The sequence below is a fragment of the Kitasatospora griseola genome, from assembly GCF_044999035.1.
In the GTDB taxonomy this organism is placed as follows: Bacteria; Actinomycetota; Actinomycetes; order Streptomycetales; family Streptomycetaceae; genus Kitasatospora; species Kitasatospora griseola.
The window spans coordinates 5,302,510-5,320,625 of record NZ_CP173360.1; the positions used below are offsets into that span (position 1 = coordinate 5,302,510).

12 protein-coding genes, 1 tRNA gene, 1 pseudogene and 1 riboswitch are annotated in these 18,116 nt (G+C 73.3%); of the genes and pseudogenes, 11 read left to right on the forward strand and 3 right to left on the reverse strand.

Going from position 1 to position 18,116, the window contains the following annotated elements:
* Window positions 1–20: 20 nt before the first annotated feature.
* The 5 genes and pseudogenes from ACI1MP_RS24110 to ACI1MP_RS24130 all read left to right on the forward strand — a co-directional run.
* Window positions 21–590 (forward strand): annotated as a pseudogene (locus tag ACI1MP_RS24110) ((2Fe-2S)-binding protein); the annotation flags it as partial.
* A gap of 446 nt (window positions 591–1,036) precedes the next feature.
* Entirely contained in the window at window positions 1,037–3,355 is a 2,319-nt protein-coding gene (locus tag ACI1MP_RS24115) for a xanthine dehydrogenase family protein molybdopterin-binding subunit (RefSeq protein ID WP_404869444.1), read from the forward strand.
* A 390-nt stretch (window positions 3,356–3,745) separates the two neighbouring features.
* Complete coding sequence (locus ACI1MP_RS24120) at window positions 3,746–5,092, forward strand: S8 family serine peptidase (RefSeq protein WP_404869445.1); 1,347 nt, start codon at window positions 3,746–3,748, stop codon at window positions 5,090–5,092.
* Window positions 5,093–5,221: 129 nt separating this feature from the next.
* Window positions 5,222–5,551: a hypothetical protein gene (locus ACI1MP_RS24125; RefSeq protein WP_100588588.1), complete on the forward strand. Its 330-nt coding sequence runs from the start codon at window positions 5,222–5,224 to the stop codon at window positions 5,549–5,551.
* A gap of 1 nt (window position 5,552) precedes the next feature.
* Window positions 5,553–7,088 (forward strand): hypothetical protein, encoded by a 1,536-nt coding sequence (locus tag ACI1MP_RS24130; RefSeq protein WP_404869446.1) that lies wholly within the window; start codon window positions 5,553–5,555, stop codon window positions 7,086–7,088.
* A gap of 165 nt (window positions 7,089–7,253) precedes the next feature.
* Here the strand turns inward: ACI1MP_RS24130 and ACI1MP_RS24135 are convergent.
* Window positions 7,254–7,325, reverse strand: a tRNA-Cys gene (locus ACI1MP_RS24135).
* 277 nt (window positions 7,326–7,602) lie between these two features.
* A riboswitch (guanidine-III (ykkC-III) riboswitch) is annotated at window positions 7,603–7,669 on the forward strand.
* 33 nt (window positions 7,670–7,702) lie between these two features.
* On the opposite strand from ACI1MP_RS24135, the gene ACI1MP_RS24140 reads away from it, so the two are divergent.
* Both ACI1MP_RS24140 and ACI1MP_RS24145 read left to right on the forward strand, forming a co-directional pair.
* Window positions 7,703–8,017: a multidrug efflux SMR transporter gene (locus tag ACI1MP_RS24140; RefSeq protein WP_100588589.1), complete on the forward strand. Its 315-nt coding sequence runs from the start codon at window positions 7,703–7,705 to the stop codon at window positions 8,015–8,017.
* Window positions 8,018–8,115: 98 nt separating this feature from the next.
* Window positions 8,116–9,561: an MFS transporter gene (locus tag ACI1MP_RS24145; RefSeq protein ID WP_404869447.1), complete on the forward strand. Its 1,446-nt coding sequence runs from the start codon at window positions 8,116–8,118 to the stop codon at window positions 9,559–9,561.
* 12 nt (window positions 9,562–9,573) lie between these two features.
* On the opposite strand, the gene ACI1MP_RS24150 is transcribed toward ACI1MP_RS24145, so the two are convergent.
* Window positions 9,574–10,872, reverse strand: coding sequence for a hypothetical protein (locus ACI1MP_RS24150; RefSeq protein ID WP_404869448.1), 1,299 nt, complete (start codon window positions 10,870–10,872; stop codon window positions 9,574–9,576).
* Between the two features lie 286 nt (window positions 10,873–11,158).
* Between ACI1MP_RS24150 and ACI1MP_RS24155 the strand changes: the two genes are divergently transcribed.
* Together ACI1MP_RS24155 and ACI1MP_RS24160 are read left to right on the forward strand one after the other, a co-directional pair.
* Window positions 11,159–13,690: a phosphatidylglycerol lysyltransferase domain-containing protein gene (locus ACI1MP_RS24155; RefSeq protein WP_404869449.1), complete on the forward strand. Its 2,532-nt coding sequence runs from the start codon at window positions 11,159–11,161 to the stop codon at window positions 13,688–13,690.
* A 91-nt stretch (window positions 13,691–13,781) separates the two neighbouring features.
* Window positions 13,782–14,402 (forward strand): class F sortase, encoded by a 621-nt coding sequence (locus tag ACI1MP_RS24160; protein ID WP_404869450.1) that lies wholly within the window; start codon window positions 13,782–13,784, stop codon window positions 14,400–14,402.
* Window positions 14,403–14,437: 35 nt separating this feature from the next.
* Here ACI1MP_RS24160 and ACI1MP_RS24165 read toward each other — a convergent pair whose 3' ends face one another.
* The gene (locus ACI1MP_RS24165) at window positions 14,438–14,932 is read right to left on the reverse strand and encodes an SsgA family sporulation/cell division regulator (protein ID WP_100588593.1); all 495 of its coding nucleotides are present in this window, start codon (window positions 14,930–14,932) and stop codon (window positions 14,438–14,440) included.
* 158 nt (window positions 14,933–15,090) lie between these two features.
* Between ACI1MP_RS24165 and ACI1MP_RS24170 the strand changes: the two genes are divergently transcribed.
* Together ACI1MP_RS24170 and ACI1MP_RS24175 are read left to right on the forward strand one after the other, a co-directional pair.
* Window positions 15,091–16,017 (forward strand): RNA polymerase sigma factor, encoded by a 927-nt coding sequence (locus ACI1MP_RS24170; RefSeq protein ID WP_404869451.1) that lies wholly within the window; start codon window positions 15,091–15,093, stop codon window positions 16,015–16,017.
* A gap of 216 nt (window positions 16,018–16,233) precedes the next feature.
* The gene (locus tag ACI1MP_RS24175; RefSeq protein ID WP_404870824.1) at window positions 16,234–18,057 is read left to right on the forward strand and encodes a DEAD/DEAH box helicase; all 1,824 of its coding nucleotides are present in this window, start codon (window positions 16,234–16,236) and stop codon (window positions 18,055–18,057) included.
* Window positions 18,058–18,116 lie beyond the last annotated feature (59 nt).

Below are 18,116 nucleotides of genomic sequence, written 5' to 3' on the forward strand. Positions count from 1 at the left end.
CCGACGAACTGCTGAACCACCCCGGAGCGCTCACCGGCGACGTGCGCCCCACCGCCTCGTACACGCTGCGCGTCAACGGCGTCGAACGACCCGTCAGCGACGCCTGGATCGGCGAGAGCCTGCTGTACGTGCTGCGCGAACGCCTCGGCCTGGCCGGCGCCAAGGACGGCTGCGAGCAGGGCGAGTGCGGGGCCTGCTCGCTGCAGGTCGACGGACAGCTGGTGAACGGCTGCCTGGTGCCCGCCGCGCTCGCCGCCGACAGCGAGATCAACACCGTCGAGGGCCTGTCCGGCGCCGGCGGCGCCAGCGACGTCCAGCAGGCGCTCGCCGACTCCGGCGCCGTCCAGTGCGGCTACTGCACCCCCGGCCTCGCGATGGCCGTCCACGACCTGCTGCAGCGCAACCACCGCCCCAGCGAGATCGAGGCCCGCCAGGCGCTGTGCGGCAACCTGTGCCGCTGCACCGGCTACCGGGGCGCGCTGGCCGCGGTCCAGACCGTCGCCGAGGCCCGCGAAGCCGCCCTCGAAGCGGAACTCGACGCCGCCGAACAGGCCGCGGCCACCGTTGAACCGGTGGTGCCGGCACAGGCCACCGAGCAGTCCTTCGCCGACCTCGCGCTGGCCGGCGAGCTCCCGCTCTACGCCGACTCCGAACTCTGGCACGAGGCCGACCAGTTGATCCCCCAGCAGGCGCAGGCCCAGCCGCCCCGGCCCGTCGAACCGGCCTGGTCCGGCACCCCCGCGCACGGCACCGCCGTCCCCGTCGGCTGGGAACCCACCCCCGCGCACGGCACCGCCGCCGACGCCGCGGCCTACGGCACCCCCGCGCACGGCACCCCGTACCTGCCCACCCCGCCGCACGGCACCCCGCACCAGGACCCGGGCGTCTACGAAGGCGCCCCGCCGCACGGCGCCCCGCAGCAGGACGCGGGCGGCTACGACGGCACCGTCTACGCCACCGACGGCTACGGACACCAGTACCCCGGCTACGACGCCACCCCCGCCCACGGCATCAGGCTCCCCGAGGACGAGAACGCATGACCTCCGCCACCGAGCTCCCGGCGGCCGCCCCCGCGGACGACGAGACCGGCTCCACCGGCCTCGGCAGCTCCCCGCTGCGCACCGACGCCCTCCCCAAGGCCCTCGGCATCTACCCGTACGCCGCCGACCTGTGGGCCGAAGGGCTGCTCTGGGGCGCCGTGCTGCGCTCCCCGCACCCGCACGCCCGGATCGTCTCCGTCGACACCTCCGCGGCACTCGCCGTCCCCGGCGTGCACGCCGTGGTCACCGCCGCCGACCTGCCCGGCGGCAGCGACGGCGGCGCCGACGGCGCGGCCCCCGGACCCGTCGTCGCCGACCGGCCGGTGCTCGCCTCCGGCGTGGTGCGCCACCACGGCGAACCCGTCGCCGCCGTCGCCGCCGACCACCCCGACACCGCCCGGCTCGCCGCCGCCGCGATCCTGGTCGAGTACGAGGTCCTGGAACCCGTCACCGACCCCGAGGCCGCCTTCCACGCCCCGCCGCTGCACCCCGACGGCAACCTGCTGCGCCACCTGCCGCTGCGCGCCGGCGACCCCGACGCCGTCGGCGAGATCGTCGTCGAGGGCCTCTACCAGGTCGGCCGGCAGGACCCCGCCCCGATCGGCGCCGAGGCCGGCCTCGCCGTGCCCCGCCCCGACGGCGGCGTCGAACTGCACCTGTCCTCCACCGACCCGCACGGCGACCGCGACCGCACCGCCGCCTGCCTCGGCCTCGACCCCGACCGGGTCCGGCTGGTCGTCACCGGCGTGCCCGGCGCCACCGCCGACCGCGAGGACCTGTCCTTCCAGGTCACCCTGGCGCTGCTCGCGCTGCGCACCGGACGCCCCGTCAAGATGACCCTCACCCGCGCCGAGTCCTTCCAGGCGCACACCACCCGGCACCCCGCGCTCCTGCGCTACCGGCACCACGCCGACGCCGACGGCACGCTGGTCAAGGTCGAGGCGCAGATCCTGCTGGACGGCGGCGCCTACGCCGACGTCTCCGCGGAGGCGCTGGCCGCCGCCGTCGCGTTCTCGGTCGGCCCCTACACCTGCCCCAACGTCTTCGTCGACGCCTGGGCGGTGCGCACCAACAACCCGCCGGCCGGCCGGATGCGCGGCGAGGGCGCGCTGCAGACCTGCTTCGCGTACGAGTCGCAGCTCGACCAGCTCGCCAAGCAGCTCGGCGTCGACCCGTTGGAGATCCGCCGCCGCAACGCGATGTCCACCGGCGACCCGCTGCCCACCGGACAGGCCGTCACCTGCCCCGCCCCCGTCACCGCGCTGCTCGACGCGCTCGCCGACTCCCCGCTGCCCGCCCTGCCGCTCGACGACCCCGAGGCCGACTGGCTGCTGCCCGGCGGCCCGGGCGGCGCCGGCGACCCCGCCGCGGTGCGCCGCGGCATCGGCTACGCGGTCGGCATGGTGCACATGCTCGGCGCGGAGGGCGAGGACGAGGTCGCCACCGCGACCGTCCGGGTCTCCGGCGACCACGCCACCGTGATCTGCGCGGCCGTCGACTCCGGACAGGGCTTCGCCACCCTCGCCCGGCAGATCGTCCAGTCCGTCCTCGGCGTCAGCGAGGTGTACATCGCGCCCGTCGACTCCGACCAGTCCGCGGCCGGCCCCGCCGCCCGCGGCCGGCACACCTGGGTGTCCGGCGGCGCGGTCGAACGCGCCGCGCTGATGGTCCGCCACCAGATGCTGCAGCCGATCGCCGCGGACTTCGGGATGTCCGTCGAACTGCTCACCATCAGCGACGGGAAGATCACCTCGTACGACGGCGTGCTCGGCATGCCGGTCAGCCAGGCCCTCGAAGGCCGCGAGCTGTGGGCCACCGCCCAGTGCCGCCCCCACCCCACCGAACCCCTCGACCCCGAGACCGGGCAGGGCGACGCCTTCGTCTCCATCGCCTTCTGCGCGATGCGCGCCGTCGTCGACGTCGACATCGAACTCGGCGCCGTCCGGGTCGTCGACGTGACCGTCGCCCAGGACGTCGGCCGGGCCCTGAACCCCCGCCAGATCGAGAGCCGCATCGAGGGCGCCGTCGCCCAGGGCGTCGGACTCGCCCTGCTGGAGAACCTCCGCACCGAACACGGCGTCCCCCTCAACGCCTCCCTCACCGGCTACCGCCTCCCCACTGCCCTCGACACCCCCGACATCCGGATCGCCGCCCTCCTCGAAGAACGCGACGTCGTCGCCCCCTTCGGCGCGAAGGCCGTCAGCGCCGCCCCCGCCGTCGTCGCCCCGGCCGCCGTGGCCGCCGCCGTCCGCGCCGCCACCGGCCTCCCGGTAGGCCGCCTCCCGATCCTCCCGGAGGACGCCACCCTCGCCTGACCGGCCACCAGGACCGCCGGCAACCGGGCGAACGAGCCCGGCGTGCCGGCGTGGGCGCCCAGCACTGCAAACGGCTGTGACATCCTCGCGCCGACCGAGGTCCTGGCCAAGGACATCCCGACAGGCGCCGGCTACCCGCAGCGGCCCTACCAGAGCGGCAGCTGGCAGTCGGTCGGCCGATCCGGCGATCGAATCCCGTTCGCACGTCCGGACCTGACCGGCAGTCGGGTCGCGGTGAGGCGAAACGTAGCGAACTCATCACTGGAGGTCTGCGCAGGGCCCGGGCCGGGCGATACGATCGGACGGTCCTGCGTTCCGGGGGCGTTGCGAGAACGAACGGGCTGTCACTCGACCGACGGGGTACTGATGAGGCTGACGAGACTCACACGCGTGCTCGGCGCGACCACGCTGACCGCAGGGTTCCTGTTCACAGGGCTGCCAATGGCGTCCGCGGACCAGGTTCGCGACACGCAATGGGCGAATCAGTACTTCAACCTCGACAAGGTGTGGTCGATCACCAGGGGCGAGGGCGTCACCGTCGCTGTTATCGATGCCGGGGTGGATCCCAATCACCCAGACCTTGCGGGTCGTGTGCTGCCCGGATACGACCCGAGCGGCGGCGGCAATGAAGTCGGGACTTCCAACCCGCACGGCACCGGGATCGCCAGCCTGATTGCCGGCCAGGGCCATGGCGACAATGACGGCGTGGTGGGCCTGGCTCCTGGGGTCAAGATACTGCCCATCTTCAAGGGCGGCCCCGGAGATCGTGACGGGATCCCGGAGGCGGTCAAGTGGGCGGTGGACCACGACGCGAAGGTGATCAACATTTCGCAGGGTGGCTCGGAAGACAACCCGCGCATGCCTGACGCTGTTGCTTACGCCGCCGCCCACAATGTCCTGATCGTGGCAAGTTCGGGTAACTCCAACGCGCCTGTCGAGTATCCGGCCAGGACCCCGGGAATCCTCGCCGTCGGAGCGGTCGACAAGGATCTGAAGATCTGGCCGAAGTCCAACTACGGTCCGGAAGTACTTCTTTCGGCGCCGGGCGTGCGAATCGTCTCCGCAGGCTCCTGCGGTACGGGGCAGTACTGCATAGGGGACGGAACCTCGGACGCGACAGCCTACGTCTCTGCTGCCGCGGCTCTGGTGCGAGCGAAATTCCCGAAGCTGACGGCTGGACAGGTTGCCGAGCGGCTGGTCAAGTCGGCATCGCGACCTGCTGGTGTGAGCAAGCTTCCCGATCAGCACTACGGCTACGGAGTCGTCCGCCCGTACGAGGCGCTGACCATGGACATTCCGGCGGGAACGACTCAGGGGCCGTTGGCACTTCCGGCCGGCGGTGACCCGAGTCCTGCGGCCGGCGGCGGTGCGACCACCGGTGGTGGAAGTTCTGCTGATCCGGGGTCCGGGCTGGGAGATCCGGGGGCGGTGCCGGAGCTGAAGCAGTCGTCCACTTCGACCATGCCGCTGATCCTCGGTGCGATCGGTGGAGCGGTGGTGCTGCTCATCGTGATCATCGCGATCGTGGTGGCGAACAGCCGGAGGCGCAACCGGTCGCAGAGCCTGCCTGGTCAGCCGGGTGGTCCTGCTCCGTACGGTGCCCCGCAGGGCTGGCCGCCCGCTCAGCAGCCACCGTACGGCCAGCAGCCCGGGGCTCCGCAGTACGGCCAGCAGCCGCCGCCCGGCTACCCTCAGCAGCCGCCGACGGGCTATCAGAACCCTTACCAGGGGCAGTAACCAGTCGCGTTCGGGACGTGTCAAGACATGCCCTGAACGCGATACGATCGAACGCTCTGAGTAAACGTCAGCCCACCCACCAGAGCGCTACCACGGGGAAGTTTCGACACTCCAGGGGGAGAGGGCCTCGTGTCCGACGGATTCAGCGTAAACCCGGATGAGCTGGAGGCAGTGGTCAAGCGACTGCGGGCCCTCCAGCAGAACATCAGTACGTGCGGCACCAACACGAAGTACAAGACCGACATCTCTCGGGATGCCTTCGGCGGCAACTTCGTCGAGGCGCAGGCGCTGTACGAGGCGCACGGCAAGATGCAGGCGTTCCTGACCCAGACGATCGCGGATCTTGACGCCCTGATCAACGAGTACGGCGACAAGACCCAGACCGCTCATGCCAGGTACACCGGCGGTGAGCTCGACAAGCAGGCGACGATGAACCAGCTGACCCCGAGGACGGTCTGACATGGCGTCACACAAGACTCCGTTCGACTCCTACGCCCTCATCCCGCTCAAGGACATGGTCGGGCACTCCAGCCCGGACCAGATCCGCCAGGTCGGCGAGCACTGGAAGAGCGTTCACCAGGAGTTGAACGACGTCGCTGCGAAGCTGCAGGAGGCCGTGCAGCACGCCACCGCGAACTGGCAGGGTGCTGCGGCCCAGGGCTTCGCGCAGAAGGGCGGTCAGATCCAGCAGAGCCTGGCCAACACCGCCGCGCATGCGTCGAACACCTCGGTCGCCATGGACTACGCGGCGACCGCGCTGCAGCAGACCAAGTCGACGATGTCGCAGATCAAGGTTCCAGGCTTCTGGGACCGGGTCGGCAAGACTCTCAACGACGGCTTCGCCTCTTCCGACGAAGGCCTCAAGCGGGACCTTGCCTCGGGGATGAACCGCATCGACGCGGTGAACAAGAATGCCCATGAACTGTCGGCCACCGAGGTTGCGCACCAGTACGCGATCGGCGTCATGGAGCACCTCGGTCCCCAGTATCTCGAGGCAGCGAGCTATCTGGACAATCCGCCGGGTCGGACCGGTGAACGGCACGAGGGCGAGGCTTTCCCGCCCGAGCCGAGCACGACGCCTCCGCCCGGGCACACCCCGCCCACCATGCCGATGCCGAAGTACCCCGAGGGGCACCCCAAGGACCAGCCCCCGCCCGGGTACGTGCCGCCCAAGGATCCCGGGCAGCCGTCGCCGTGGGCTCCCGGGCAGGTGGAGCCGATGCCTCCGACGCACGGGGTGCCGCCGATTACTCCGGGGCAGCCGTGGAAGCCGCCGTCCACCGGGTTGGACGGGTGGACTCCGCCTGAGACGGGGCCCGGGTTGCCCACGGGGCCCGGGGGTGGGTTGCCCGGTGGGGTTGGGACTCTGCCGGGGCCCGGTACGGGTGGTGGTGGTACCGGTGGTGGCGGGTTCCCCGGTGGCGGTGGTTACGTGCCCGGGGTCGGCGGCGGCGGGTACCTGCCCGGTGGCGGGTCCGGTGGCGGTCGTACCGGTGGCGTCGGGACCGGCGGGCTCGGGACCGGCGGCAGTGGCGGCGGCAAGGTCGGCGGTGCCGGCGGTGCCGGGGCCGGTGGCGCGGGCAAGGCCGGCGGTGCCGGTGGCGCCGGGGCTGCGGGTGCCGGTGCTGCGGGTGGTCGTGGTGCGGCCGGTGCCGGTGGCATGGGCGGCGGTATGCACGGCGGCGGCGGCATGGGTGGCGCCGGTGGCGCGAAGGGCGGTGCCGGCGGGAAGGGCAGCGGCCTGGTGCGCAAGGCCGGTGGCACGATCGGCGGCGCCAAGGCCGGCGGTGCCGGTGGCCGGGCGTTCACCGAGGGCGGTTCGGGCATCGGCAAGGGCCGCGGCGCCGGCCAGGGCGGTGCGGCCGGTATGCACGGCGCGCCCGGGTCCGGCAGTGCCAACCGGAAGAAGAAGGGCGAGGGCCACCGTCCCGACTACCTGATCGAGGACGAGGAGACCTGGCGCGGTGGCACGGCGAACCCGCCGGTCATCGAGTAGCAAAGCGGGTAGTAGGCAGCGCGCGGCGGGCGCCGGTGGTGGTCCTGGGGGATCACCACCGGCGCCCGCCGCATTTTGCCAGGAAACTCGCCGAGGAAAAGGAACAGGGCAGCGGAATTCACCGGGCGCGGTGGTGCATGAATGGCGCCCGGTGAATTCCGGAAGAGACCGTGACGGGAATCGAACCCGTGTAAACCGTTTTGCAGACGGTTCCCTGAACCACTCGGGCACACGGTCGTGAAGGGGTGCGCGCAGGCGTCAAGAGGCCTGTCGGCGCGGGGGAGTTGCGGTCAGGCGCAACAGGAGAGGGAACACCGGCAGCCGGGACAGGAGGCACAGGTGCGGGGCACTGCGAGGGCCACCAGCTTCCTGTTCATCGCCTTCTCCTGCCGTCGTGGGCTGCTCCGGTTCGTTCCGGTGAATTCACTATAGCGGGCGGGATCGGGGCGGCGTCAATGGAAAGCGGTAATTCGTCGATGAATTCCGCGTGTCGGCGCTGTGCTACGGTCGGGAGCGAGACGGGTGCTGGTGGCCCGTCCCGGACGAGGTGCGTCGTACCCGGTATGACAAGACGGCGCGGTAGGTGGTTCGACTACTGCGAGGAGTCCGTCGTCATGGCGTGGGTGGTTCTGATCGTCGCCGGTGTGCTGGAGACCGTCTGGGCGGTGGCCCTGGAGGCCAGCAAGGGGTTCTCGCGGCTGGTGCCGAGTCTGGTGTTCGCGGTGGGTCTGGTCCTGTCGATGGGCGGGCTGGCGTACGCGATGCGGTCGATTCCGTTGGGGACCGGGTACGCGGTGTGGGTCGGCATCGGCGCGGTGGGGACGGCGCTGTACGGGATGGTGGCGATGGGGGACGCGGTGAGTGCGGCCCGGATCACCTGCCTGGTGCTGATCCTGGCCGGGGTGGTGGGGCTGAAGGTGCTGCACTAGCGGAACGCGGCGGAGGCAGGGCCCAGGATCGGCGACGGAGGTCGTCGTCGGCCGAAGGGTCAGGACCAAGAGGCGATGACGGCACTTACCATGTCGTGGTGACCACCACCTCCCCGGCCGAAACGGCAGCATCGCGGCAGATACCCGACGACGACGGCACGGGAGGTGTGCTCAGCGGCCCCTGGCGGGCGCTGACGCTGGGCATCGTCTCGGTGGTGCTGCTGCTGGCGTTCGAGGCGACGGCGGTGAACACCGCGATGCCGACGGCGGCGCAGCAGCTCGACGGGATCGGCCTGTACGCGTTCGCGTTCTCCGCGTACTTCACCACCACGCTGCTGGCGATGGTGGTGTCGGGGCAGCTGTGCGACCGGCGCGGGCCGCTGGCGCCGCTGTTCAGCGGGATCGCGGTGTTCGCGGCCGGGCTGGTGATCGCCGGCACCGCCGTGAACATGTGGATGTTCGTCGCGGGCCGGGCGGTGCAGGGCCTGGGCGGCGGCCTGGTGATCGTGGCGCTGTACGTGGTGGTCGGCCGGGCGTTCCCGGAGCGGCTGCGCCCGGCGGTGTTCGCCGCGTTCTCGGCGGCCTGGGTGCTGCCGTCGATCCTCGGCCCGGTGATCTCCGGCGCGGTAACCCAGCACCTGGGCTGGCGCTGGGTGTTCCTCGCGGTGCCGGTGCTGGTGCTGCTGCCGCTCGCGGTGATGGGCCCGGCGCTGCGCCGTTCCGAGCGGCGCCAGCCGCCGCTGCAGGTGCAGCCGTACGACTGGCGGCGGACCCGGGACGCGGCGATGGTCGCGGTCGGCGCGGCGCTGCTGCAGTACGCGGGTCAGCGGCTGGACGGGTGGTCGCTGCTGCCGGCGGCCGCCGGGGTGGCGCTGATCGGCCCGGCGGTGCTGCGACTGCTCCCGAAGGGGACGCTGCGGGCGGCCCGCGGTCTGCCGACGGTGATCCTGCTGCGCGGGCTGGCGGCGGGCGCGTTCTTCGCGTCCGAGCTGTTCATCCCGCTGATGATGCAGACCCAGCGCGGCCTGTCGGTGACCATGGCGGGCCTGACGCTGGCGCCGGGCGGACTGTCCTGGGCGCTGGGGTCGTGGCTGCAGGGCCGGCCGGGTGCGGAGCGCCACCGGGAGACGATGATCCGGTACGGGTTCGTGCTGACCGCGGTGGCGATCGGCGCGGCGGCGCTGGTGCTGTTCTCGTCGGTGCCGGTCTGGGTGACGGCGGCGGCCTGGGCGGTCGGCGGCGCCGGCATGGGCCTGGCGATCGCCAGCATCAGCGTGCTGATGATGAAGCTGTCGGCACCGGAGGAGACCGGCGAGAACTCGGCGGCGCTGCAGCTGAGCGACGCGCTGGGCAACGTGCTGCTGACCGGTCTCGCTGGTGTGCTGTTCGCGGCGTTGGGCGGCGGGGCGGTCAGCGCCGTGGCCCGCGACGCGGCGCTGCCGGCGGGGGCGTTCGCCGCGGTGTTCCTGACGATGCCGGTGGTGGCGCTGGCCGGTGCGGCGCTCTCCGGCCGGGCCGCGGTGGCCCGGCCGAAGGTCCGGTGACCTGACGGCGGACTACTTGCCGCCGGACACCGGCGGCACGGACGGGCGGGTGGTGGCGGGGGCGCCCGCCCCGCCGAGGTAACTGCTCCAGCCGCCCTCGGGGCTCTGGCCGGGGGTGAGGGCCTGGAGCTTCTTGAGCACGGCCGGGTCCTGCACCTCCAGCCACTCGACCAGCTGACGGAAGGACACCATCCGGACCTCGGGCTTGTCGGCGATCGCCTTCAGGACCTCCTCGACGGCGTTCATGTAGATGCCGCCGTTCCAGCCCTCGAAGTGGTTGCCGATGATGAACGGCGCCCGGTTGCCGCGGTAGGCGCGGTCGAAGCCGGCCAGGTAGGCGTCGCGGGCCTGGGCCTGCCAGAAGGCGCGGCGGCCGGGGTCGCCCTTGGTGTTGTCGCCGGACTGGTTGTACATGATGTTGTAGTCCATCGAGAGCACCTGGAAGGTGTGCCCGGGGAACGGGATGGACTGCAGCGGCATGTCCCACAGCGCGCCGCCGGCGAACTTCTGCGGCCACATCTGCAGCCCGCCGGGGCCGGAACTGTCGTACTTCCAGCCGCGCTTGACGGCGGTGGGCAGCAGGCCGCGCTGGCCCTCCAGGCAGGGGGTGCGGCCGCCGATCAGTTCCTTGCGGTAGTCGAAGGGCAGCGCGGGCAGATCGGTGTTGCCGGTGTTGGTCTTCCAGTTCATGACGAAGTCCATCGCCTGCTGGATCTCGCTGTCCCAGTCCTCGGGGGACCAGCGGCCGCCGCCGTTGGCGCCGCAGAAGTGCCCGTTGAAGTGGGTGCCGATCTCGTGTCCGTCCAGCCAGGCCGCGCTGATCTGCTCGATGGTGGCGCGGATGTGGGCGTCGCTCAGGTAGCCGATGTCGGAGGCGCCGACCTGGTGCTGCGGCGGGTGGTACATGGACTTCTTCGACTCGGGCAGGGTGTAGATGCCGGAGAGGAAGAACGTCATGGTGGCGTCGTGGTCCTTGGCGAGCTGCCGGAACCGGCTGAACAGGCGGTCGTCGAGCTCGCCCGCGCCGTCCCAGGAGAACACCACGAACTGCGGGGGCTTCTGGCCGGGTTCCAGCGGTTCGGGGGTGGGCTGGCCCGGCTGGGGGCCGGTGTCGGAGGTGGAGCCGTCGCCGATCAGGGTGGCGGGGGGCTTGGGGACGGCGCTGGGGGTCCCGTTCGCGGCGAGGCCGTCGGCCCGGGCCGGCCCGTCGGCTCCGCCCCCGCTCCCGGAGGTGCTCGCGCAGCCGGCCGCGAGGGTGGCGGCGGTCGCCGCACCGGCGGCCAGCAGCGTCCTGCGGGAGAAGGCGTCCATGTCTCACATCCGTTCACCAGGGAGTAAGGGGAAGGCACCGGCCGGAGGTGCGGTCCGTCGGATGGAATGAACGGTGCGTCGTCCGGGGGAGTCGGCCCCAGCATCGCACGGGCCGCCACGCCGTGCCGGGAAGCACGGCCCGGGGTACGGATGACCGGGGGACGCCTCGCCGGAAGGCTCACCTGTTCGGCGCACCGGGCCGGTGCGGCACCGCCGTCCGGGCGTTGACCTGGCATCAGATGGCACGGACCGGATCGGACCCCGGACGAGGAGGACGCACCCGCCGATGTGGCAGTCGCTGCTGGACGCCTACCGGGACCGGATCGTCGACACCGGACGGGAGCCGCTGTTCCTGCTGCTGCTCGGCCTGGTGCTGTCGTTCCTGTTCATCCGGATCAGCACCCGGCTGATCCGCGCCCAGGTCCGCTGGTGGCCGGGCAACGTCACGCCGGGAGGGCTGCACATCCACCACGTGGTGTTCGGCCAGGCCCTGCTGCTGATCTGCGGCGTCGCCGCGTTCGCGGTGCGCGGCGACGGCGGCTCCTGGTGGAACCTGCTCGGCTTCGGGTTCGGGGTCGGCTGCGGACTGGTGCTGGACGAGTTCGCGCTGGTGCTGCACCTGAAGGACGTCTACTGGTCGACCCAGGGCCGCACCTCGGTGGACGCCGTGATGCTCGCCGTCGCCACCATCGGCCTGCTGCTGCTCGGCGAACTCCCGCTCGGCGGCTTCGCCCGGCACCCCGACGGGCCCACCCTGGCGGGGGCCTGCGGGCTGCTCGCCCTGGTGGTGGTCAGCCTGCTCAAGGGCAAGACCTGGACGGGCCTGCTCGGCATCATGCTCTGGCCGCTCGCCCTGGTCGGCGCGGTGCGGCTGGCCCGGCCGCAGAGCCCGTGGGCCCGCTGGCGCTACCGGTCCCGGCCCCGTCGGCTGGCCCGCGCCGAGCGGCGCGAGGAGCGCATCCACCGCCGCCTGGTCGCGGCGAAGACCGCCGTCTACGACCTGGTGGCCGGCACCCCCGACGTCGACCTCGAACCCGCGCGACCCGCGCCGGTGGCACCGGCCGCCGCGCCGCCGGCCGTCCCGCCGCCCGCCGTCGCCGAGGCGCCGCCGCCCGCGCCGTGGCGGCTGCGCTGCGCCGCGTTCGTCCAGTGGTACCTGCGGATCGTCACCCTGATCGACCTGCTCGGCGCGGTCGTCGCGCCGTTCCGCGCGCAGGTCCAACGGGTCGACCGCGGCGAGTACTTCACGCCGGTGCTGGTCACCTCCGGGTTCACCACGGCGCTGCTGGCCGGCCTGCTCGCGGTGATGCTGCGCCGCCGCAAGCGCGCCGCGTGGATCGCCGCGCTGGTCGTCGTGCTGGCGCACGCCGGGCTGTACGGGCTGGCGCTGGCCTTCCCGGAGTTCCGCGCGCACCCGTTCAACTGGTTCTCGGCGGCGCTCACCCTCGCCGTCCTGCTGGCGCTGCTGCTGAGCCGCCCCGTGTTCCGGGTGCGCGGCGGGCGCGGCAACGTGCCGCTGGCGGCCGCCGTGCTGGTGGTCGGCGGGGCGCTGCTCACCGCCCTCGGCGCGGTCGCCGTCCGGCTCGGGCACACCGACGGCGTGCCGGACTGGGGCGAGGCCGCCCGGTACGGGCTGCTGCGGCTGGTCACCCTCTCCGGCGTCGTCAAGGTCGGCGGCGTGGAGGTGCCGCGCTGGATCGACCTCGCGCTCAACCTGCTCGGCACCGCCCTGCTGCTGCTCACCCTGCGGATCCTGCTGCGCTCCCCGCTCGGCGCCGAACAGCTCGGCCCGGAGGACGAGTCGAGACTGCGCCGGCTGCTGGAGCGGCACGGCGGGCGGGACTCGCTGGGCTACTTCGCGCTGCGCCGCGACAAGTCGCCGTGCTTCTCGCCGAGCGGGAAGGCCGCCGTCGCCTACCGGGTGGTCAACGGCGTGGCGCTGGCCTCGGGCGATCCGCTCGGCGACCCGGAGGCGTGGCCGCAGGCGATCGAGGAGTGGCAGCGGCTGGCCCGTGCGCACGCCTGGATCCCCGCCGTCACCGGCGCGGGCGAGCAGGGCGGCACGGTGTACGCCCGGGTGGCGGGGCTGCGGGCGCTGCACCTCGGCGACGAGGCGGTGGTCGAGCCGGCCCGGTTCACCCTGGACGGGCGGGAGATGCGCGGCCTGCGGCAGACCTGCCGCCGGGTCGAACGGGCCGGGTACCGGGTGGTGGTCCGCCGCCACCGGGACATCCCCGCCGAGGAGTTCGCCGACCTGGTGCGGCTCGCCGACGCCTGGCGGCACGGCCGCACCGAACGCGGCTTCTCGATGGGGCTGGGCCGGCTCGGCGACCCCGCCGACGGCGACTGCCTGATCGCCGAGTGCCGCGACGAGGCCGGCCGGACCGCCGCCCTGCTGTCCTTCGTCCCGTGGGGCGCGGACGGGCTGTCGCTGGACCTGATGCGCCGCGACCGGGAGTCCGACAACGGGCTGGTCGAGTACACCGTGACGGGGCTGCTCGAACACGCCCGGGGCGGCGAGCCCGCGGTGCGGCGGGTGTCGCTGAACTTCGCGATGTTCCGCGAGGTGTTCGAGGAACGGATCGGTGCGGGGCCGGTGCTGCGGCTGTGGCGCGGGGTGCTGCGGTTCCTGTCGCGCCGGTGGCAGCTGGAGTCGCTGTACCGGGCCAACGCCCGCTACCGCCCGCACTGGCAGCCCCGGTACGTGCTGTACGAGAAGCCCTCCGAACTGCCCGCGATCGGCCTGGCCACCGCCCTCGCCGAGGGCTTCCTGACCCGCCCCCGGCTGCGCCGCGGCCGCCCGGCGGGGCGGACCTGACGGCCGGTCACCCGGGCGGAACGCCGGGCGTGCCGGGGCGGGCGGCGATCGGTTGACTGGGCGCAGCGGTTCGGCGCGGGCGGAGGGTGCGGTGGACGAGCGGGCATGGAGCAGGGCGGCGCTGGCCGCGGGGGCGATCGTGGCGGGGGCCTGGCTGCTGCACGGGGGAGTGCTGGGCGTGCTGCCGCCGGCCCCGGTCGCCGCGCAGGCCTACGACGGGACGCCGGTCGGGCCCGCGGTGCCGCCACTGCCGTCCTCGCCGCCGGTGCGGGTCCGGATCCCGGTGCTCGGGGTGGACGCCCCCGTCGGCCCGCTGGGCCTGGACGGCGAGGGCCGGCTGGAGCCGCCGCCCGGGGCGGACGGCAACCTGGCGGGCTGGTACCGGGACGGCGCGGCCCCCGGGTCGAGCGGCGCGGCGGTGCTGGCCGGGCACGTCGACACCGCGCACGGCCCGGCGGTGTTCTACCGCCTGGGTGCGCTGCGCAGAGGGGACCAGGTGGAGGTCGCCCGGGCCGACCGGGCCACCGCCTGGTTCCAGGTGGACGGCGTGGAGATCTACCCGAAGCGGGAGTTCCCCGACGCCAAGGTGTACACGGCCACTCCCGATGCCCAGCTGCGGTTGATCACCTGTGGGGGCGCCTACACCCGCGAGGGCGGCTGGGACGGGAACGTGGTGGTGTACGCACACCTGGTGCGCACTCAACGGGCCTGACGGCCACCCGATGAGCGCCTGCCCCTGACGGGAGCTCAGGCCAGCAGCTGGGCGAGCGCCCGGTCGCAGTCCAGGTGCCGCAGCTCCTGGCCCTCCGGGACGGCCAGGTGGCTGCGCCACAGGAAGCGGCGCAGGTCCGCGCGGGCGAACTGGAGCAGCGCGACGCCCTCCGGGGAGCGCAGCTCGACCATGGTGCGCATGCCGAACGCGGGCCGGATCCGGACGTCGCCCTCGCCGGCCAGCTGCTCCAGGCCGGCGGAGAGCAGCTGGCGGGCGAACACCCACTCGATGTCGGGCGCCGACCGGTCGGCGGGAGCGGCGGCGGTGTCGAACGGGTCGCTCGGGTCGTAGGGGCCGTGGGGGTCGTACGGGTCGGCGTCCAGCGCGTACTCGGCGGGGAAGGCCATCCGGACCGCCAGCGGGTCCTCGCAGCGGTAGCGCAGGGCGACCCGGAGCAGGGCGGAGCGGTGGGAGCCGAGGATCAGGCGGGCCTGGGTGTGTTGTTCGATCGGTGCAGGGGCTGCGGACACGACGATTCCTCCGGAGTGTGGGGGTGCGACCGGTGTCGCCTTCCGTGACTGAAGAGTCGGAAGGGACAGGAGCAATTACACCGGTTTTGGGGTCCTTTCGAGTGATCTGCGCCACATCGGCAGGGATGAATCAGGCATTTCGGTCGTCGAGCGTGGGGGTGTCGTGCGCAGCGGCCCGGCCGCCCGGGCTGGATCGCAGGAATCGGCCGGGCCGCCGCCGGTCCGACCGGGCCAGGGGGACGAGATCGTGGAGTCGTCGGTGCGGTCGGCCGAGCGCCGGTCGCTCGCCGGGGCGCACCGAGCTCTGCCGCAGCCACCACCCCGGCCTGCTGCGCTACGCCGGCATCCTCACCGGCGGCGACCACTGGCGGGCCGAGGACCTGGTCGCCGAGGCCCACCTGCGGGTCGGCGGCGGCTGGCCGCCGGGCAGCGGATCGAGGACCCGCGCGCCTACCTGGCCCACCACCGTCCGCCGCCCGGCCGCCGCCCCGGTGCGCGAGAGGGCCGTCCCGGACGTGCCCGGCGGCGAGAGCGGCGACCCGGCCGCGGGGGTGGCCGAGACCGACCGGATGCGCCGGCTGGTCGCCCAGCTGCCCGAGCGATGGGCGCACGCGTTGTGGCGGGCCGAGGTGGAGGGGCTGCCGCCCGGCGGGATCGGGGCCCGGCTCGGGGGCGGCGGGGCGGCGGTGCTGGTGCACCGGGCCCGCGAGGGGCTGCGGCCGGCCCACCTGCGGGCGTACCCGGGCAGCCCGCACCACCCGTCCTGCGCCGGGCACTGGGCGACGCCGGCCGGGCACGCCGGTGGCCGGGCCGGACGGCGGGCCGGGCAGCGGGTGGAGCGGCACCTGCCGCACTGCGCGGACTGCCGGCGCCCGCCGGCCCTGCTGCGCCAGGCCGACCCGGGCCCGGCCGGGCTGGCTGGCGGCGTACTGGCGCTGCCGGCCGCGCTGCTGGGGCCCCCGGCGGGCGTCGCCGGGCAGCGCGGCGGCGAGCCCGGGTCGCCGTGCAGCCCGGCGCCGGCGTCGAGGCCGGCTTCACGGGCGCCGCGACGGACCCGCACGCCGTCCCGGAGGTGTTCACGGTGAACGGCCGGCCGTGCCGCGTGAAGGTGCGGTGAGGGCCGCGCGACCGGAGTGGGACGCGCGCCACAGGACCTCGGCAACGCCGTGGTCCGCCCCTCGGAAGGGGCTAGGCTGGGCGGGTTCCACGACCGCCCGCCGACCGCGGGAGACGGGCCTCAAACCGGCCCTGACCTGCGACGACCCCGTTCGGAGACCGTGACTACCGCCGCCTCCTCCTCGATGTCCCCGCTGTTCTCGCACGCCGACAGCCTCCACCCCCGCCCCACCGGCACCTCCGCCGCCGCGCACCTCTCCCCGGCCTTCCCCGGCCGTGCCCCCTGGGGCACCGCGGGCAAGCTCCGCGCCTGGCAGCAGGGCGCGCTGGACAAGTACGTCGAGCAACAGCCCCGGGACTTCCTCGCGGTCGCCACCCCGGGCGCCGGAAAGACCACCTTCGCCCTGACCCTGGCGTCCTACCTGCTGCACAACCACCTGGTGCAGCAGGTCACGGTGGTCGCGCCCACCGAGCACCTGAAGAAGCAGTGGGCCGAGGCCGCCGCCCGGATAGGCATCCGGCTGGACCCGGCGTACTCCTCGGGCCCGCTGTCCAAGGACTTCCACGGCATCGTGGTGACCTACGCGGGCGTCGGCGTCAACCCGATGCTGCACCGCAACCGCACCGAGGCCCGCAAGACGCTGGTGATCATGGACGAGATCCACCACGCCGGCGACTCCAAGTCCTGGGGCGAGGCCTGCTTCGAGGCGTTCGAGCCCGCCACCCGCCGGCTCGCGCTGACCGGTACGCCGTTCCGCTCGGACACCAACCCGATCCCGTTCGTCCAGTACGAGGCGGGCGGCGACGGCATCCGCAAGTCGGTCGCCGACTACACCTACGGCTACGGGCACGCGCTCGCCGACCACGTCGTCCGCCCGGTGATCTTCCTCAGCTACTCCGGCAACATGCGCTGGCGCACCAAGTCCGGTGACGAGTTGGAGGCCCGGCTCGGCGAGCCGATGACCAAGGACCTGATCGCCCAGGCCTGGCGCACCGCGCTGTCCCCGCAGGGCGAGTGGATCCCGGCGGTGCTGCAGGCCGCTGACCGGCGGCTGACCGAGGTCCGCAAGGGCATCCCGGACGCCGGCGGCCTGGTGATCGCCACCGACCAGACGGTGGCCCGCGCCTACGCCAAGATGCTGCGCGAGATCACCGGCGAGAAGGTCTCGCTGGTGCTCTCCGACGAGACCGAGGCGTCCAAGCGGATCTCCGACTACGCCGAGGGCACCTCGCGCTGGATGGTCGCGGTGCGCATGGTGTCCGAGGGCGTCGACGTGCCCCGGCTGTGCGTCGGCGTGTACGCCACCTCGATCTCCACCCCGCTGTTCTTCGCGCAGGCCGTCGGCCGCTTCGTGCGCGCCCGCAAGCGCGGCGAGACCGCCTCGGTGTTCCTGCCGACCATCCCGATGCTGCTCGGCTTCGCCAACGAGATGGAGCTGCAGCGCGACCACGTGCTGGACCGTCCGAAGAAGGACGGCGAGGGCCTGTTCGACGAGGAGGACCGGCTGCTCGCCGAGGCCGAGAAGGCCAACGACGGGCCGGACACCGGCAGCGAGGAGTTCTCCTACGAGGCGCTGGGCAGCGAGGCGGTCTTCGACCGGGTGCTGTACAACGCCATGGAGTTCGGCATGCAGGCGCACCCCGGCAGCGAGGAGGAGGAGGACTACCTCGGCATCCCGGGCCTGCTCGAACCCGACCAGGTGCAGATGCTGCTGCAGAAACGTCAGCACCGGCAGATCCAGCGCTCCAAGGCCCGTCCCGCCGAGGAGGCCGACCTGCTGGAGCTGCCCGCCGAGGAGCGCCCGGTCATCACCCACCAGGAACTGCGCGAACTGCGCAAGGAGCTGAACGCGCTGGTCGCCGCCTGGCACCACCGCACCAGCCAGCCGCACGGCACCATCCACAACGAGCTGCGCCGCCAGTGCGGCGGGCCGCTCACCGCGCAGGCCACCGCCAACCAGCTGAAGGCGCGGATCGGCCGAATTCGGGAGTGGGCGACGACGGGCTGATCGGGGCGCCCGGGGGGAGGTTGACTGCCCGTCAGGGGATCGCGGCGGGACTTGGCGAA

Coding starts and splice junctions, on each gene's coding strand:
- ACI1MP_RS24115 (WP_404869444.1), top strand. CDS start 1,037: ATGACCTCCGCCACCGAGCTCCCGGCGGCCGCCCCCGCGGACGACGAG.
- ACI1MP_RS24130 (WP_404869446.1), top strand. CDS start 5,553: ATGGCGTCACACAAGACTCCGTTCGACTCCTACGCCCTCATCCCGCTC.
- ACI1MP_RS24140 (WP_100588589.1), top strand. CDS start 7,703: ATGGCGTGGGTGGTTCTGATCGTCGCCGGTGTGCTGGAGACCGTCTGG.
- ACI1MP_RS24150 (WP_404869448.1), bottom strand. CDS start 10,872: ATGGACGCCTTCTCCCGCAGGACGCTGCTGGCCGCCGGTGCGGCGACC.
- ACI1MP_RS24155 (WP_404869449.1), top strand. CDS start 11,159: ATGTGGCAGTCGCTGCTGGACGCCTACCGGGACCGGATCGTCGACACC.
- ACI1MP_RS24175 (WP_404870824.1), top strand. CDS start 16,234: ATGTCCCCGCTGTTCTCGCACGCCGACAGCCTCCACCCCCGCCCCACC.